15 protein-coding genes are annotated in these 17604 nt (G+C 45.7%); 6 read left to right on the forward strand and 9 right to left on the reverse strand.

Features of this window, described 5'->3' with window-relative positions; genetic code table 11:
- Positions 1 to 210, forward strand: a 210-nt coding sequence (locus tag L5L77_RS18065) for a transposase (protein ID WP_263163063.1), incomplete at its 5' end; no start/stop codon positions are given.
- Between the two features lie 391 nt (positions 211 to 601).
- Here the strand turns inward: L5L77_RS18065 and L5L77_RS18070 are convergent.
- From L5L77_RS18070 to L5L77_RS18095, 6 genes are all read right to left on the reverse strand, one after another.
- Positions 602 to 1207 carry a hypothetical protein gene (locus L5L77_RS18070; protein WP_263141214.1) on the reverse strand — a complete coding sequence of 202 codons (606 nt, stop codon included), beginning with the start codon at positions 1205 to 1207 and terminating at the stop codon, positions 602 to 604.
- A 94-nt stretch (positions 1208 to 1301) separates the two neighbouring features.
- Positions 1302 to 2339 (reverse strand): acyltransferase family protein, encoded by a 1038-nt coding sequence (locus L5L77_RS18075; RefSeq protein WP_263186307.1) that lies wholly within the window; start codon positions 2337 to 2339, stop codon positions 1302 to 1304.
- 2 nt (positions 2340 to 2341) lie between these two features.
- Positions 2342 to 3739: a hypothetical protein gene (locus L5L77_RS18080; protein ID WP_263186308.1), complete on the reverse strand. Its 1398-nt coding sequence runs from the start codon at positions 3737 to 3739 to the stop codon at positions 2342 to 2344.
- 193 nt (positions 3740 to 3932) lie between these two features.
- Entirely contained in the window at positions 3933 to 4283 is a 351-nt protein-coding gene (locus L5L77_RS18085) for a YkvA family protein (protein ID WP_168826089.1), read from the reverse strand.
- Positions 4284 to 4332: 49 nt separating this feature from the next.
- Complete coding sequence (locus L5L77_RS18090; protein ID WP_173248072.1) at positions 4333 to 5091, reverse strand: helix-turn-helix transcriptional regulator; 759 nt, start codon at positions 5089 to 5091, stop codon at positions 4333 to 4335.
- Positions 5092 to 5115: 24 nt separating this feature from the next.
- Positions 5116 to 5658 (reverse strand): YbhB/YbcL family Raf kinase inhibitor-like protein, encoded by a 543-nt coding sequence (locus L5L77_RS18095; RefSeq protein ID WP_173248074.1) that lies wholly within the window; start codon positions 5656 to 5658, stop codon positions 5116 to 5118.
- Between the two features lie 503 nt (positions 5659 to 6161).
- Here L5L77_RS18095 and speFL point away from each other — a divergent pair.
- The 4 genes from speFL to L5L77_RS18110 all read left to right on the forward strand — a co-directional run bounded on the left by speFL (position 6162) and on the right by L5L77_RS18110 (position 11414).
- Positions 6162 to 6245, forward strand: a complete 84-nt coding sequence (gene speFL, locus L5L77_RS22815; protein WP_224022194.1) for a leader peptide SpeFL — start codon at positions 6162 to 6164, stop codon at positions 6243 to 6245.
- A gap of 321 nt (positions 6246 to 6566) precedes the next feature.
- Complete coding sequence (gene speF / locus L5L77_RS18100; RefSeq protein ID WP_105250508.1) at positions 6567 to 8729, forward strand: ornithine decarboxylase SpeF; 2163 nt, start codon at positions 6567 to 6569, stop codon at positions 8727 to 8729.
- A gap of 86 nt (positions 8730 to 8815) precedes the next feature.
- Complete coding sequence (gene potE, locus L5L77_RS18105; RefSeq protein WP_105250509.1) at positions 8816 to 10135, forward strand: putrescine-ornithine antiporter; 1320 nt, start codon at positions 8816 to 8818, stop codon at positions 10133 to 10135.
- A gap of 124 nt (positions 10136 to 10259) precedes the next feature.
- A complete protein-coding gene (locus L5L77_RS18110; protein ID WP_263223305.1) occupies positions 10260 to 11414 on the forward strand; it encodes a porin in 1155 nt (384 codons plus the stop codon).
- Between the two features lie 354 nt (positions 11415 to 11768).
- On the opposite strand, the gene L5L77_RS18115 is transcribed toward L5L77_RS18110, so the two are convergent.
- Positions 11769 to 12344, reverse strand: coding sequence for a gluconokinase (locus L5L77_RS18115; protein WP_263223306.1), 576 nt, complete (start codon positions 12342 to 12344; stop codon positions 11769 to 11771).
- Between the two features lie 85 nt (positions 12345 to 12429).
- Between L5L77_RS18115 and gntU the strand changes: the two genes are divergently transcribed.
- A complete protein-coding gene (gene gntU, locus L5L77_RS18120) occupies positions 12430 to 13773 on the forward strand; it encodes a gluconate transporter (RefSeq protein ID WP_105250511.1) in 1344 nt (447 codons plus the stop codon).
- A gap of 53 nt (positions 13774 to 13826) precedes the next feature.
- Here the strand turns inward: gntU and gntR are convergent, their stop codons facing one another.
- Positions 13827 to 14825, reverse strand: a complete 999-nt coding sequence (gene gntR, locus L5L77_RS18125) for a gluconate operon transcriptional repressor GntR (protein WP_263223307.1) — start codon at positions 14823 to 14825, stop codon at positions 13827 to 13829.
- Between the two features lie 221 nt (positions 14826 to 15046).
- On the reverse strand, positions 15047 to 17467 hold the full coding sequence (locus tag L5L77_RS18130) for a YgiQ family radical SAM protein (RefSeq protein WP_173496139.1): 2421 nt from the start codon (positions 17465 to 17467) through the stop codon (positions 15047 to 15049).
- Positions 17468 to 17604 lie beyond the last annotated feature (137 nt).

A 17604-nucleotide genomic window follows, 5' to 3' on the forward strand; every position in this document is an offset into this window, starting at 1 on the left:
AAATCTGTCATTCCAAGGCGCCGCTATAAGAATACACCTCAAGAAAGAGTCGATTGGTGCTTATATCGGTATCGACATTTAGTGGAGAATGCTTTTGGAAGAATTAAGCACTATCGAGCAATATCAACAAGATATGACAAGCTAGCAAGAAATTACGCCAGTATGGTGTCACTGGCGTTTATGTTAATGTGGCTGCCGATGTATTGCTGAACAACATTTGTACAGCAAAGATCAACAGACCCTAGATATGCACATATATTTGTTAAACGCGCATGCACATTTAACCAAATGTATAGTTTAAGCTTTTCTAAATAAAAACTATTGCTTAACAAGGGCTCTAACTGAGTCGTGATGTATAAACGACCACTAAGTCAGCGCACAGCAAAATGGCTCGGTTATATACGTGAATCAGACTAGGTAAGCCTGATTCACGGTAACGATTTTTGAAGCCCCTTATGGTCATTTGGTATCTATTTCAAATTATCAGACAACAAAGGGCGGATCTTCGAGCTGGGGCAGAAATGAATTAGGAACTTTGTATCTTACAAATACAAACCTCTTCCCATAATAATGGGAAGAGGTCTTACTGCCGATTCGGCAACTACTCATGCCCCCAAGGCTTTGGCGGTAATGCGACGGGTTGAGTGAGATCAAAATCGACTTTGAAATTGCGGTTTTCGCGCGTAAGTTGATAGCTAAACGTTGTTGGGGTAATTTCCATGTGCCACACATTCGTGATCGACTGGGTTAGCCCATTCTTAACGAAGTTATCGATAGATTCCCGATCAATGGGGAACGATTGTTTCAACACTGTCCCATCATTCATGGTATAGCCGCCATACATAGTCACAGCATCTTCACTGCCATCTTGATGGCGATGGTCGTGTTTCAACTTAAGTCCTTGCTGCGTCTTAGTCAGCACCCAAGTACGTGAATGGTCATCACCGACATGGAACGGGATCTTAAGCTCAGTGTCGCTGCATTCGCGCACGTGCATAATTAAAGACTTACCGCTAAAGGCCGAGTCCGCAGTGTCACCCGAAACCACTTTGCCCGCAAAAGCTTGGCCACAATGGGCGGCAATTTGTGCAAAGAAAGTATTCTGGGTCTCAGTGGATATGGGCTCAGCTTGAGCCGCTATGGATGGTAAGGCAATCGAAGACAAACTGGCGAGCGCGAGACTCTGTAGGGCAATTCTGGACTTCATCATGTTCTCCATTTTTTAGATGAAAAACACCCTAACACTAGGAAATAAATTCAAACTGAATTTTCCCTAGTGTTAGTGACGATAAGCCAAGTGATTACCAGCCGATATAAGTACGCGAACGATTACCGAGACGCTTCTTGATAAAGCGAGCCGTAATAATACTTCCCATCATCAGGAAGATAAAAATCCCCGCAGAGAAGAGCACGCTAGTGACCCAAGATCCCGGCGGTAAACGGTAACGCATTAAGGTCGCAGTAGCGTTAAACATCATGTCGAACAGCGGATGAATAAAGAAAATCGCAAAACTCATCTCAGCCACTTCCACTAACCAAGGCAATCGACTGCGCCCCGACAACCATTCGCAGAAATTCAGCACTAACACACATAAACAGAGTTTTTGAATAAACTGCCAATCGATGCCGTTATATTCAAACGGAGCCTTATGGTAGTTACCAATATGCTGCACTATGTAAGTTTGTTCGACTAAGCTCACCACTAAAAAAATCATCGCTAGTGCGGTGAAAATAGAGCCAAAGCGCGTCACAATATGTTCATCTTGCGAATATAAAATACCAATCAAATAGAAAGGTACAAAATACACGACTGAGTGGATGAAATTGACGTTACCTATAGGTCTATGCAATAGGATTGCTACCACACAGCTCAGTACAAATAGTGTCCAACGCATCTGCTGCGAGCAACGGATAAACCATAAAAAAATCGGCGAGAATAAAAACACCGCCATGATGAAGGGAATGTACCAGTGCGGATACAGAATATAACCGTTACGCACAGTATAAAAAATACTCAGCAAGACATTATCGAGCGGCTGATGCTCCATAAATATCCAGCGCAAACACAAACAAAATAGACCAATTAATGACACAACTAAAAAAGGATAAAGTACGTTTTGTACTTTGTTCTTCATAAACTTGCTGTAGTCGAAATCCTTATAAAAAATGCGATGGAAGAAGTATCCCGAGATAAACACAAATAACGCCGTGCCACCACGCAATAGATTTTCCAGCAACAGCGGGAAACCTTCACCAGAGTTGTAAATACTGTGGCCAAGCACGATAAAGATAATCGCAATGCCACGCATGTAGGTAAATTCGAGCTGATTTTTTCTCATTATTAATTCATCGCACAGTAGAGGGTTCTTCCATCAACAACACTCGCAGAAACCCTAATAGTTCCATGGACTTCCGCTTCGTTGAATACCAGATACTGACCCTCACGCTGAAAGGGGAATGCTAAAGGTAACAGAGTTGCCGCCTCAATGCCCTCACAAAAATTTTGTACTGGAACATCGAGTAATGGACTGCCACTCACTGACAAGTTACTAAATTGCGCGCTCATCCCTAAATAAGCTTGAGTCATTTCATCTTGATAGGGCACCACATAAAAGCCAGAACGTACGTCACCCACATCAATAAAACTGCTACTATCGCTCACGCTCGGCATAACCAATAACGGCACTTTTGGATCCTGCACATTCAACAACAACTGAGACAGTTTTGCTTGAGTGGCAGGGTAATACGCTAGCATCTCCTGCAGCTGTTTCTTTTGTTTAGTGTCTTTCTTGTCTAACGGGGATACTGGCTTTACACGGTTCAGTAGTAAATCCACAGGCAACATACCCGACATGACCGACTCTTTCCATACATAAGGGTCTTGAGTGCTATCCAACAATATGCCCGCCAGAGCGCCAATATTTGCCGCCTCAGCCGTCCAACCAACCCACATCTTCTGCTGTTGATAATAGTCATACACATATTTTGTCAGTATTTGCTGATAACCAAGTAAAGTTTGATTTTGACTCAACACACGCGCACCAGCGGCCAATTCCACGTACTTAGCGCTGCCTTCAACAAGATCATTGATGTAACCGACTCGATCTTCATTCGGCGCAATTTGGCGCCATTGCTGCAACCAATAGGCTGCATAGCTAAGATGTAATGACTGTTGCTCGGGTTGTGCCAGCGCCGCCATTAAGGCATCAAATAACTGTAAACGATAATAGCGAGCATCGAAGTTGAGCGGAAAGACCTCGCCCTCATAACGCTTACCGTCTTCCAATACTCGCCATTCGGATTGAGCATAAAAATGGAAGGCTTCATGCAAGCCATTGCTCGCCCAGATTAAAAAAGCTAAATCCGTTGGCTTAGTGTCGCGAGTAAATTGGATGTTCGGCACTTCGAGCTGGATCAATACACCTGGCTGGCCATTATATTGCGGAAAGCCGAAACTCACCGATAGACCAGAGTGCAGATTGACCGACTCTAACACACTGTTATCTTGGATTATTTCGCCACCAGGCTGTCGAAGCCAGACATTACCACCATAACTAAAGAGGTGTACTTTATCTTCAAGGCGAAAACCAGGCCACAAAGCTTCGCTCTGGCGACTATTCTGTGCCATAAAATCGAGGTAAAGACGGGCGAGTTGTTCCGGAGAGGCCTCATCGGCAAACGCGGGGGTAGCGGCAGAGACACCTAAAAGCCATAGGATCACTACCATAATATTTTTCATTTATCTGCCTAAACAAACACAAGGGGTTTACAAAACAGCGCTAGCATATAGCGCAATCAAGCAATAGTGAAACATTTGCAAAAAAATATTTTTACCCCAGAAAATCTCAGTCAAAACCAAATCAACGACTCTTAATGAAATCATATTTTTAGCACAATTTTGCATCACTTAGGCAATTGCGTTCGCAATAGGTTTAAGTCTTAGGTTCGCTCGGCTTATCTCCAAACCACAGTGCGAGTTTATCCGCCGCAAGGGATTTCACTTCATCATCGATATATAAGGTCACCATAGTCAGGGCAGCGGCAAGGGCACCTAAATCATCGGTAAAGCCAACTAAAGGAGTCAGATCGGGAATCGCATCTAAAGGCAAAACAAAATACGCTAAAGCGCCGTAGATGACTGACTTAGCCCACTTAGGCGTATTGGGTTGTTGCGCTGCATAATAAAGCCATAGTGCCCGCTCGATGACCTCTCTACCTGCTTGACGGCTAAAGAGTTTGATCTTGTTCCAAAATCCGCTGTCAGTAAATTGCTCATCCGCCATCATATCTCTCCAGTACCCTAAAGTTGTTTGGGTATACACCCATGCCACTTCACAGTGTACGACGATAAGCCGCAGGGGTCAGGCCAAATTGTTGCTTAAAACGTAAGGAAAACTTTTCCGCAGATTGATAACCACAGGCCAAAGCCACTTGCAATACTGGCTCGCTCGAATTCTGCAACATGGCTAAACCATGACAAAGCCGCACTTCTGCCAGTAACTGCCTAAAACTGGTGTCTTCTAAGGCCAATTTACGCCTAAGGCTTGCCGTGCTCATGTGTAACTTGTCGGCAATATCCTCCTGCTGCCATGACGCCGAAGGACTCATACTCATCAAGGCCAAGGCCGCTTGAGTCACGCTGCGTTGGGTGTGTCCATACAACCAGTTCACACTGCGTTTATCCGGCAAACTTAACAGTAACGCGGCCAAATAATGTAGTTGAACAGGATCGGCCAGAGACAAGGTCAAACTCTGTAATAGCGCATTCCAAGCTAAGTCCACAGCGCGTGATATGTTTTGGACTGGCATAGGGTCACGCCAATCGGTAGCGCTTGATAAAATGCCTTGGGGTAAATCGTGGGGGAGTAATAACTGCACCGCCCGATAACGCCCAAGAAAAGGTCGATTAACAAAGCTAATATGCGAACCAGCAGGAATTAACAGTAACTGCCCTTGGCCTACTAAAACAGATTCATCTTGCCAGAGCAGAGACTTTTCACCATAGATAACCCGAATAATCGACGGCTGATGTACAGGGACTTGAGATAAAGATTGTGCCTGCTTCGAATCATATTCAAACATACGGATCATGACACCAGCCTAATTATCAATGGATTATCGATTATATACCGCAGTCAACTTGGCGTTGCCGAGCGCTTGTGCCCTGAGCATAAAGCCCAATAAGGCAGGGCTAGCATCCTTTGGCAATTCTAAAGCACTGGGTAATGCCCACACAGTAAATTCGTACCTGTGAACACCATGACCTTGGGGCGGGCATGCGCCACCAAAATTTGTAGTACCAAAATCGTTCTTCAAGGCAATGGCGCCTTTGGGCAGTGCATCAACATGCGAGCCCGCACCTTGTGCGAGCGAAGTTTGCGCTAAGGGTAAGTTATATACGGCCCAGTGCCACCAACCGCTGCCCGTTGGTGCATCAGGATCATAAGCTGTCACTGCAAATGCTTTAGTTCCTGTGGGCACGTCAGTCCAAGTCAGTTGCGGCGAAATATTTTCCCCTTGGCAACCAAAGCCATTAAACACTAATTGCGATGTCAGTTTATTGCCCTCGCTCATATCTTTGCTCGTTAATGTCATAGCACTTGCCTGTCCAACGAATAACCCAAGCACTAAACTCGCCCCTAACCACCCTTTATTCATGTCTATCTCCTATTCATGTTCGACCTGACTCACTTTACGTCAATCAAAAAAATAACATCTGCCCTAAAACGACAACTTTCTGCCCCAAATGCTCAAATGTGAGAAAAAAGTTATCACTTTTGCATTTTTCAAGCAGAAAGATGATTTTGTAACGAAAATATCTGCATAACAATGCAAATATGGAATGCGGTATAAATCAGAATGATGATTACAGCAGCCTTTAAATTAAGATTAGATATTTGAAATAAGATATTTTATGCAAATAATATTATTTAAATAATGCTGACAATATTTACTTTCATAATTTAGATAAAGATACTTAAGCATGATTGACTCCATTTAATATTGATAATTTAAGTTAAATTGACGTGCTAATTATTTAAAAATAAGACATAGGTCATGATTTTATTTATAACTCGCATATAAACTTCATTACGTAATAAAAACCTAACCATTTTCTCTAAGTTATAATGGAGTCGTATATGAAGAGGAAATCTAAAATTATGGCGCATATCAGGCGCACACGGCATATCATGATGCCTAGTCAACGAGACTATTTCGATCACTCCTTTATCTTCCTCCGCTAACCTTAGCGTAGGTAGTAGGCCAATTAACAGGTCTAAAGTGCTATTGCCCTAATAGGTGCAAACACTTATCGTACTGTTTTTATTTGGTTTATTATCTAACACCTTAATCAAAGCATTCTTTTATCAGTGCAGTTTTACTGCGGCTAAGCTATTCATACGCTCAATAAATATATTTCTACTTATATTTATTTCGTAACTTTGGCATAACCACATTTAATCTGCGCACGGAATAGCTATATCTAATTTTCATACCATTAATGTTTTTAATTAGGTATAGGCACACTTGTATCTATTTTTTATAAAGTAAAAGGGAAATTAACTATGAAATCATTAAAAGTAGCCGCTAGCTTATCTGTTAGATCTTGTTTCGATATCGACAGAGAAGTTGTCAATGTATTAACCACAGATTTTTGCGATGTGGGCGCGGCTGTCGTCTCTGTTGATGATGTTAGAAATGGTATTGTTGAAAAGATTAAAAACACCGGATTGAAACTGCCCATTTTCGTTTCAGTTTGCTGTGAAGAAACCTTCCCTGATGATGTTTGCTCATCGATTACAGGGGTATTTGAACTCTGCGGTGATAACACTGACTTCTACGGAAAACAGGTTGAGACTGCAATAAGTAAATATGAACAAGCGCTATTGCCACCTTTCTTCGGTACGTTAAAAAAATACGTCGAAATGGGTAACTCTACCTTTGCTTGTCCTGGTCACCAAGGCGGACAATTCTTCCGTAAACACCCTGTGGGTCGCCAATTCTTCGACTTTTTTGGCGAAACAATTTTCCGCGCGGATATGTGTAATGCCGACGTGAAACTGGGTGATTTACTGATCCATGAAGGCGCTCCACTGGAAGCACAGAAATACGCTGCCAAAGTTTTTAATGCCGATAAAACCTATTTCGTACTTAACGGCACTTCGTCATCAAATAAAGTCGCGACTAATGCACTGTTAGCGAAAGGCGACCTCGTGTTATTCGACCGCAATAACCACAAATCAAACCACCATGGCGCATTAATTCAAGCAGGTGCTACACCTGTTTATTTAGAAACGGCACGTAATCCCTTCGGATTTATTGGTGGCATTGATGCCCACTGTTTCCAAGAGTCCTATTTAAGAGAGCAAATTCGTGAAGTCGCGCCAGAAAGAGCCGATGAAAAACGCCCGTTCCGCTTGGCGATAATCCAACTCGGCACCTATGACGGCACTATCTACAATGCTCGACAAGTGATTGATAAAATTGGCCATCTTTGTGACTACGTCTTATTCGACTCGGCTTGGGTGGGTTATGAACAGTTCATCCCTATGATGAATGACTGCTCACCACTCTTGCTCGAACTGACTGCTGAAGATCCAGGCATTATCGTGACTCAGTCGGTGCATAAACAGCAGGCAGGTTTCTCACAAACCTCGCAAATCCATAAAAAAGATAAACATATCAAAGGCCAAGATAGATATTGCAACCATAAACGCTTCAACAACGCCTTTATGATGCATGCCTCTACCAGTCCCTTCTATCCTTTATTTGCGGCGCTAGATGTAAATGCGAAAATGCATGAAGGCGCAAGCGGTCGTTATCTGTGGCGCGAAGCGGTAAAGGCGGGTATCGAAGCACGTAAGCTATTGCTCAAAAAGTGTAAATATATCAAACCATTCGTGCCAACAATGATCGATGGCCGCCTATGGCAAGACTATGAAACCGAACAAATGGCCGATGACTTACGCTTCTTCGAATTCGAACCTGGTCAGAAATGGCACTCCTTCGAAGGTTATGAAAAAGGCCAATACTTTGTTGACCCTTGTAAGTTCTTATTAACAACACCGGGCATAGATGCTGAAACAGGCAAATATACCGAATTTGGTATTCCAGCGACTATTCTGGCTAACTTCTTACGGGAAAATAATATTATTCCAGAGAAGTGCGACTTGAATTCGATTTTATTCCTGATGACACCTGCGGAAGATATGGCCAAGATGCAACATCTGGTATCACAAATATCTCGTTTCGAGAAATTAGTCGATGAAGATGCGCCATTATCTGAAGTATTACCTAACGTTTATAACGCCAATAAAGCCCGTTATAAAGACTATTCTATCCGCCAACTCTGCCAAGAAATGCACAATCTTTATGTCAGCCATGACGTAAAACAACTGCAGAAAGAAATGTTCCGTAAAGCGCATTTTCCTACAAAAGTGATGGACCCGCAGGAAGCAAACCTAGAGTTTATTCGTGGCAAAGTAGAATTAGTCCCACTCTCGCAAATTGAAGGAAGAATTGCAGCAGAAGGCGCGCTCCCTTACCCACCAGGCGTGTTATGTATGGTGCCAGGTGAAATATGGGGCGGTTCTGTTCAGCGTTATTTCCTTGCCCTTGAAGAAGGTATCAACCTATTACCTGGATTCTCACCAGAACTGCAAGGTGTTTATCTCGAAAATACCGCAGACGGCAAAATTCAAGCAATGGGCTATGTACTAAATAAATAATGAAGACTGACTGCAGAGTTTATTAACCCCACTCTGCAGTCAAATTCATGCCTCCTATAATAAGTCACCTAAATTAGGTTATTAGTATGAGTAAATCAGAAAATAAAATTGGCGTCGTCCAATTAACTATTATCACCATAGTCAACATGATGGGTTCGGGCATTATTATGCTGCCAACCCAATTAGCTCAAGTCGGTACTATCTCCATTTTATCTTGGTTAGTAACAGCTGCAGGGTCAACGGCCCTCGCCTTCGCCTTTGCTAAGTGCGGTATGTTTAGTAAAAAATCCGGTGGTATGGGCGGTTATGCCGAGTATGCCTTCGGCCGTTCTGGCAACTTTATGGCCAACTACACCTATGCCGTCTCGCTGTTAATCGCCAACGTCGCGATTGCTATCTCTGCCGTGGGTTACGCTGCCGTGTTGCTCGAAGTTAACTTAAGCCCGATGGCAATTTGTCTTGCGACCATTGGCGTACTTTGGTTGGCAACCATTGCTAACTTCGGTGGTGCCCGCATCACGGGTCGCGTCAGTAGCGTGACTGTGTGGGGGATTATTCTGCCTGTGATTGGCGTATCTTTAATTGGTTGGTTCTGGTTTGACATCGACCTCTATAAAGGCGCATGGAACCCGCATGATATGCCATTCTTCAAAGCGTTAGGCGGCTCTATCGCTATGACTTTGTGGGCGTTCCTCGGTTTAGAATCGGCCTGTGCAAACTCAGAAGCCGTCGATAACCCAGAAAAAAACGTACCTATCGCCGTGATGGGCGGTACCTTAGGTGCAGCAGTGATTTATATCGTTTCCACTAACGTCATTGCCGGTATTGTGCCAAATGCCGAGCTTGCCATGTCGAATGCGCCATTCGGCTTAGCCTTCGCACAAATGTTTAATCCAGTAGTCGGTAAAATCGTGATGGCCTGCGCCATTATCTCCTGTACTGGATCACTCTTAGGTTGGCAGTTCACTATTGCCCAAGTGTTTAAAGCCTCTGCCGATGAAGGATTTTTTCCTAAAATTTTCTCTAAAGTCAGCAAAGCCGATGCGCCAATTTGGGGCATGACTATTATCGTCTCGATCCAAACAGCATTATCGCTGATGACCATTAGCCCATCACTGAGTAAGCAGTTCGAAGCACTCGTTAACCTCGCCGTCGTCACCAACATTGTGCCTTATATCTTATCTATGGCCGCGCTTGGCATAATGCAAAGACAGCAAAAAGTGCCTATCAATAAAGCCCGCGTTGCCAACGTGATCGCCGTAATCGGTGCGTTATATAGCTTTTACGCTCTGTACAGCTCTGGCGAAACCGCAGTGATGCTTGGCGCCATAGCCACCTTCTTCGGTTGGACTATTTTCGGCGTGATCTCAAACCAAGCGCCTGTTGCCGACACACGTCCAGCCTAAATACGGCTAACGCATGATCGGAAACAATTAATACCAACATCCACATCAAGACTAACGATAACTCAGGGATCATAGGCCAAGCCTATGATCCCCTGGAGAATACTTGCTCATTATCGGGGGATTTATGAATAAGACTTGTCTCGCTTTAGTGTTACCTATGCTATTAACGGCCACCAGCAGTCAGGCGGTTGAACTCTATAAAGATCAAAAAAACACCTTAGATTTAACCGGTTGGTTAGGGTTTGCAGCCTTGAATGACAGCCACGACACCTCAGTTATTGACGATTCTTCGCGCCTCAGATTTAGTTTCGAGCGCAGCGAAAGAAATGGCTGGACCGCCTTTGCTACCACGGAATGGGGGATCAACATGGTCTCCAGCGACGATGGGCTAGTGATGCAAGGGGGCAAACTCGCCGCCGAAAAAACCGATGATTTTCTCTATAACCGCTTAGGTTATGTTGGTATGTCCCATGATACATGGGGCAACCTGAGTTTCGGTAAACAATGGGGCGCCTACTACGATGTCGCAGGCACTACAGATTTACCGAACGTATTTGCAGGTTACAGCGTTGGCGCTTACACCTTCGGTGATGGCAGCCTCACAGGTACAGGCCGTGCCGATTCCGCCTTCATTTACCGTAATAATTTAGGCCCAGTACAAATCGCCCTGCAATATGCCGCCAAAACCAATGGTGATGTCAGCCTAAAAAACGATGATGGTAGCGAGATGACCAACTCAGAACTGAGTTTCGACAGCAGCTACGGCGCCAGTATCACTTATGCGATAACCGATAAATTTAAGCTACTCGCAGGTTTTAACCGCGGCGATTTTGAAGGCCACTTAGGCAATACTCAAGTCGATGAAACCAATGAAATTATCGGCATTGGTGCCATGTATGGTGACTACTATCACTATGCCGAAGGACGGGAGGCCAGCGGTCTCTATGTGGGCTTTAACGCTCACAAAAGTAAAAATAATGAACTGGTCAACGGCGATCTCTACGACGCCACTGGTGCCGAGGTGATGACGGCCTATCAATTCGACAACGGATTTGTGCCCATGGTTGTACTCAGTTATTTAGATTTAGACACTGATGCAGCTACGCCGATTCAAGGTCAATGGACTCGCCAATTTGCCATGCTGGGGCTGCATTATCGCTACAGTAACGACACTGTGATGTTTGCCGAGATGAAGCTAGATTTCAGTGATATGGATGATCCTGCACTTGAAGCACAGGAAGACAACAGCTTCGCAGTCGGGATTAACTACTTCTTTTAAGGCTCAAGGGGATATTAACCAAGGTTGCTAAAGCGCTCATTCTACTTTGGCATTGCTTAGTCGCATGAAGCAGGACGATTTTGAGTAACAGTCTTCAGTGACAGTTCTAATCACATGTTGAGTTAAATCATGTTTAGCAGGATAGGCAGCTCGCGTCATCGCTCATATGCGTGAGCTTATTTGAGGCTGAGGTGCGGCGCACGTTCCGTCTACAAACGCTCGCCGTAACACTCATTGGATGGTACCGCAGGCTTACCATTATCTCTACGCCACTCCAAGTTAGCTTCTGGAGTGGCTTTTTTCTAAAAAATTGAGCGGTTTAAGCCGATGTGCATTACGACTTTGCGCTTGACTTCAATGGCCAACGTTTAATCCTTCGCCATTTATCGCATTAATACAGCGTTGTACGACTTCTTCGAAAGTGCCATCTATACTCACTTGGATAACGTCAGCTTCATCAGTCGCGGGCATTTCCAGCGTGTCGAACTGACTCTTGAGTAGCTCAATCGGCATGAAGTGGGCTTTTCTGGCAAACATGCGTTCTTTGACTAATTCAAAATCTCCGTATAGATGAATGAACACCAGCTTGCTGTTGTTCTGACGGATTAAGTCACGATACTGGCGACGCAGTGCAGAGCAGACAATAACCCCCTCTTCACCCTTTTGCTCAATGCTATACACAGCGTCGTTGATGCGCTCAAGCCAAGGAGCGCGATCGCTATCGTTGAGCGGTGAGCCAGATTTCATCTTGATAATATTGGCTCTAGGATGCAGATCATCACCATCAATAAATTTCGTCTCTAAAGCCTCTGCGACCGCGGCACCAATTGAAGATTTGCCACAACTAGAGACGCCCATGAACACATAGCTATTGCCTTTTTTTCTCTCAGTCACTTTGTTAACCTCATGCCAATTCTCGAATTTAGTCACTTCCCACTCTACCATATTACGGGTAACATGTTACCGGTAACCTACAAAAATGTGGACAACTTAACTAACAAGGAAAAGTCCTCTTATGTCTGATATGTCATTGATTCTGACAGCGCTGGGTTCAATTGCCCTGCTACTGTTCTTAGTGATGAAAGTGAGATTACATGCAGTAGTATCACTGATACTGGTGTCGATCATTGCCGGCCTTTTCTCTGGCATGAACCCAGCCGATATCACTAATACTATTCAACAAGGTATGGGGGGAACACTGGGCTTTGTGGCGGTGGTGGTCGCTTTGGGAGCCATGTTTGGCCGGGTAATGGAAGAGACTGGCGCGCTAGATCAGATAGCCCATACACTGCTGAATAAATTTGGTAACGACAAAGCTCACTGGGCCATGACCTTTACAGGCTTTATCTGTGCATTACCTCTCTTCTTCGATGTTGCTGTGGTACTGCTGATTGGCATCGCCTTTGCCGTGGTTCGTAAAGGGGGCGGCAGCGTCGTTAAAATTGGTATTTCACTGCTCGCGGGTATTGCCACCTGTCAGGCATTTCTCATCCCTGCACCAGGGCCTATTTTGGTCGCTTCCCAGCTCAATGCCGACTTTGGCTACATGATCGTCTTCGGTTTATTGGCATCGATTCCGGCGATGATTCTAGGCGGCCCGCTCTTTGCCAGTCTCATCTCCCAAAAAGTCCATGTTGAGCTGCCTGCCCACGAGCAGCAGGAAAAAGGTGAACGAGAAGGCGGACCGATCCCCTCATTCGCACTATCAATCAGTATTGTGGTGTTCCCACTGCTGCTTATCGGTTTAAAGACAGTGGTGTCACGCTTTATTGATGAAAAATCCGATCTGCATAATTGGCTCGCCTTGATAGGTCATCCCTTCACCGCCATTTTGCTAGCCTGTTTAATCGCATTCTATGTACTGGGCGTGAGACGCAATATTCCCAATGAGCGCATCATGGAAATCTGTAGCAGTGCGTTACAACCTGCTGGGATCATTATTCTCGTCACCGGTGCTGGCGGCGTGTTTAAGCAAGTGTTGATCGATTCGGGTGTCGGCGATGCATTGGGGAATATGTTGGCAGGTTCGGGATTACCGATTGTAATACTGGCATTTATTTTGTCGGCGTCGGTGCGCGTGATCCAAGGGTCGGCCACCGTGGCCATGTTAACGGCTTGCGGCCTTATCATCCCAATACTTGAACCACTAAACTTAGATGGGGCTCAATTGGCGGCAATTACGATTGCCATTGGCGGTGGTTCGATTGTGCTCTCGCACGTCAATGATTCAGGCTTCTGGCTCGCTAACCGTTTTCTTGGATTATCAGAAAAACAAACACTGCAAACGTGGACGGTAATGGAGACCATCATCGGCACGACGGGCGGCATAGTTGCAGTCATCATCTCTGCGTTTCTCTAACGATAACCTGTGATGACAAACATTAGCCGTTAAGCGAAAGATCAAGGGGAAGTCTACAGTGTTTCCCCTAAATCAATACGATAGCCCAGATCGATAACCGATTCTGCTATCTCTTTGCCATTTAATCTATCTAATAGCTCAGTGGCAGCAATTCGACCAATCTCTTTTCTCGGCGTAATAATGCTCGCCAATTTTGGCGTCATAGATTGGCCAATATCATGGCCATGAAACCCTGCAACGCCAATTTGTTCAGGGATCTTGATGCCTTGTCTTTGACACTCAAATATCACGCCCGCAGCCAAATCATCGTTGGTGCAGAAAAAGCTATCCACATAGGGATATTTCGCTAATGTTTGTTGCAATAACGACGCCCCCAAGGAAAACGACGAGGCCTCATTTGTGGTCATCGCCAAAGGTGTGAGCTGAGCCTCCTGCATCGCTAACTCGTAGCCTCGCATCTTAAGCTGAGTACGAACATCCATGCGCGCGCCTAGGTAAGCAATGTGGCGATAGCCTTGTGCAATCATGGCCTTAACCATTTCGTAAGCGGCGGCAGAGTTGTCGAAACCGACACACTGTTGAATCGAAGGCGACACGCTATCCATCATTTCGATGACCGGAATGCCTGCCGTTTCAATCATTCGCACGGTACGCGGCGTGTGGTAACTTTCGGACAAGAGTAAGCCATCGATATTGTAAGAGAGCAGTGATGCCACCCGCTCTTCTTCTAATTCGGCCTGATACCCATAGTGAGCCAGCATGGTTTGATAACCGCGTTTGCCGGTCACATTCTCGATACCGCGCAGCACTTCAGCAAATACTTGGTTGGTTAACGAAGGCACTAACACGCCAATAGCGCGGCTGGTTGCTTGCGCTAAAATTTCCGGCGCGCGATTAGGAATATAACCTAAGGTTTCTAGTGCGACAGCAATCTTCTCTTGAGTGCTTTGCGCCACCCTTGTTGGATTTTTTAAATAGCGACTCACCGTCATTTTGGTGACCCCAACTTGATCGGCAACGTCTTGAAGACTGGGTCTACGCTTTTTATTCATAATATCTAATGTTAGTTAACGAACCGCGGATATGGGTGAGATGTATAGCTAAAATATCGAATATAAACAAATAGTAGACATAAACATCAGACAGGGATCTTATAATAGTTCGCCCAGCGATACCAGTTGAGGACTATTTTAGCGGAATGACCATGCTAGCTAGGCCACTCCAAACCATATCTGGAGCAGCCTTTAAACATTATTTGTGATGGCGAAAAGTGTTACTTAGCCTGTTGGCGACCCTGAGAGGGCTTTCCTGCAGATTTGCCACCCGTTTTTGATGGGCTTCCGCCTTTAGCACTGCTGTTCGCTTGAGCGCCGCCGGCCTTAAAACCAGACTGGCCGAAGGGCGCCTTCGCTCCCGGACGGCTCGAATGGACTCCACTGGGTTTAGATCCCGTTGGCTTAGCGCCATTCGCTGCTGGTTTTCCGCCTTTAGCAGCGGGTTTTGACTCAGCACCAGCCTGAGCTTGCGCGCCGCCTTTAGCTGCACTTTTAGATTTACCGTCGCCCTTGCGGTCATCAAACTGATTGCCCGAGAAGCGAGTAAAGGCTTTTTGGCCTTGGTTGGCATCTTTCATCCACTTAGGTCCGCGCTCATTTCGACCTTCTGGCGGCACTAACTGATGCGGACTATTACCGATCAAGTCTTCACGCCCCATGGCGGTTAAGCCTTCACGGATTAATGGCCAACCCGCAGGATCGTGATAACGGAGCAATGCTTTGTGCAAGCGACGTTGGCGCCCTTTCTTCGGCACCGATACCACTTCGCTGGTGTGCTTAACGTTTTTCAGCGAGTTTAACTCGGTATGATAAATCGTGGTCGCATTCGCCATCGGTGACGGATAAAAGTTCTGTACTTGGTCGAGCTTGAACTTACGCTCCTTCAACCACAACGCTAAGTTCACCATGTCTTCGTCGGTCGTGCCTGGATGCGCCGAAATAAAGTAAGGGATCAGGAACTGCTCTTTACCCGCTTCCTTAGAAAACTTGTCGAACAATTCTTTAAACTTATCGTAGGCGCCCATGCCGGGCTTCATCATCTTGCTGAGCGGACCTTCTTCGGTATGCTCAGGGGCGATTTTTAAGTAGCCGCCCACATGGTGCTGCACTAACTCTTTAACGTAGGCCGGATCTTCGATCGCCAAGTCGTAACGCACGCCAGAGGCAATCAATACTTTCTTGATGCCAGGTACGGCACGTGCCGCACGATATAGGTCGATAGTGTGTTTATGATCTGTGCCTAAGTGGCCGCAAATCGATGGAAACACACAAGAAAGACGACGACAGGTTTTTTCAGCCTTTTCGCTGGTACAACCTAAACGATACATGTTGGCGGTTGGGCCGCCTAAATCGGAAATCACCCCAGTAAAGCCTGGCACTTTTTCCTGAATATCTTTGATTTCTTTAACAATCGACTCTTGTGAGCGACTCTGAATGATTCGACCTTCATGCTCGGTAATCGAGCAGAAAGAACAGCCACCAAAGCAACCACGCATGATGTTGATAGACGTCTTGATCATGTCGTAGGCAGGGATTTTTTCCTTGCCATAGATAGGATGAGGAATGCGCTGATAGGGTAAATCGAATACGGCATCCATCTCATCGGTATTGAGCGGCCATGCGGGCGGATTCACCCAAACGGCGCGGTCGCCATGGGGTTGAAATAACGCACGGGCACAACCTGGGTTTTGCTCTTGGTGCAAAATTCGTGAAGCATGGGCATATAAATATTTGTCTTCAGAGACTTTTTCAAACGCTGGCAGCAGCACATAGGTTTTATCCCATGGCTTAGGTTTAGGCGGTTGAACGCTAATAGGCTTAGGGGCTTCGTTATCGAATATCTTCACATCCGACGGGCCGGACAAGTTAGCACAACCCACATCATCGGCGCCGTAAGGATTCGGCAGCGGCTCTATCTTGTGCAGTTGGTCAATCTTGCGCGAGTCCATACCGCGCCATTCGGGCAGTGGCTCTTTACGGATAACAGCTGTGCCACGCACATCGTGCAACGAGCTTATCGGTTCACCGGCGGCTAAGCGGCGTGCCACTTCAACTAAAGGACGCTCGGCATTGCCGTACATCAAAATGTCGGCCTTGGCATCGAAAATCACACTGCGACGTACTTTATCCGACCAATAATCGTAATGGGCGATGCGGCGTAAACTGGCTTCGATACCACCAATAATCACAGGCACATCTTTAAAGGCTTCTTTACAACGCTGGGTGTACACAGTCACGGCGCGATCTGGGCGCTTACCACCAATATCCCCCGCAGTATACGCATCGTCAGAACGTAAACGACGGTCGGCGGTGTAACGGTTAATCATCGAATCCATGTTACCGGCGGTGACGCCAAAAAAAAGGTTTGGACGACCCAATTGCATAAAGGCGTCTTTGCTCGACCAATCAGGCTGGGAAATAATCCCAACTCGGTAACCTTGAGCCTCTAACATACGGCCGATCACTGCCATGCCAAAGCTTGGGTGATCCACATAAGCGTCGCCTGTGACTATGATGATGTCACAGCTATCCCAGCCAAGCTTATCCATCTCCTTGCGAGACATAGGTAAGAAAGGCGCAGTGCTGTCGCCCGTGGCCCAATACTTGGGATGACTAAAGAGTGTGGATTCAACTTGCATGGATTGTGACCCGAAAACGTAATGTCAAATAAAGGCGCCACGAAAATAAGTTACGCCAATTTAGGGACGCGGAGTATAGCAGGGAATAGAGGATAGATGCGATTAAAAAAACACCAATCGAGGCATTTTCAGGGGTA

Origin of the sequence: Shewanella sp. SM29 (genome assembly GCF_025654245.1) — a bacterium.
Taxonomy (GTDB): Bacteria; Pseudomonadota; Gammaproteobacteria; order Enterobacterales; family Shewanellaceae; genus Shewanella; species Shewanella oncorhynchi.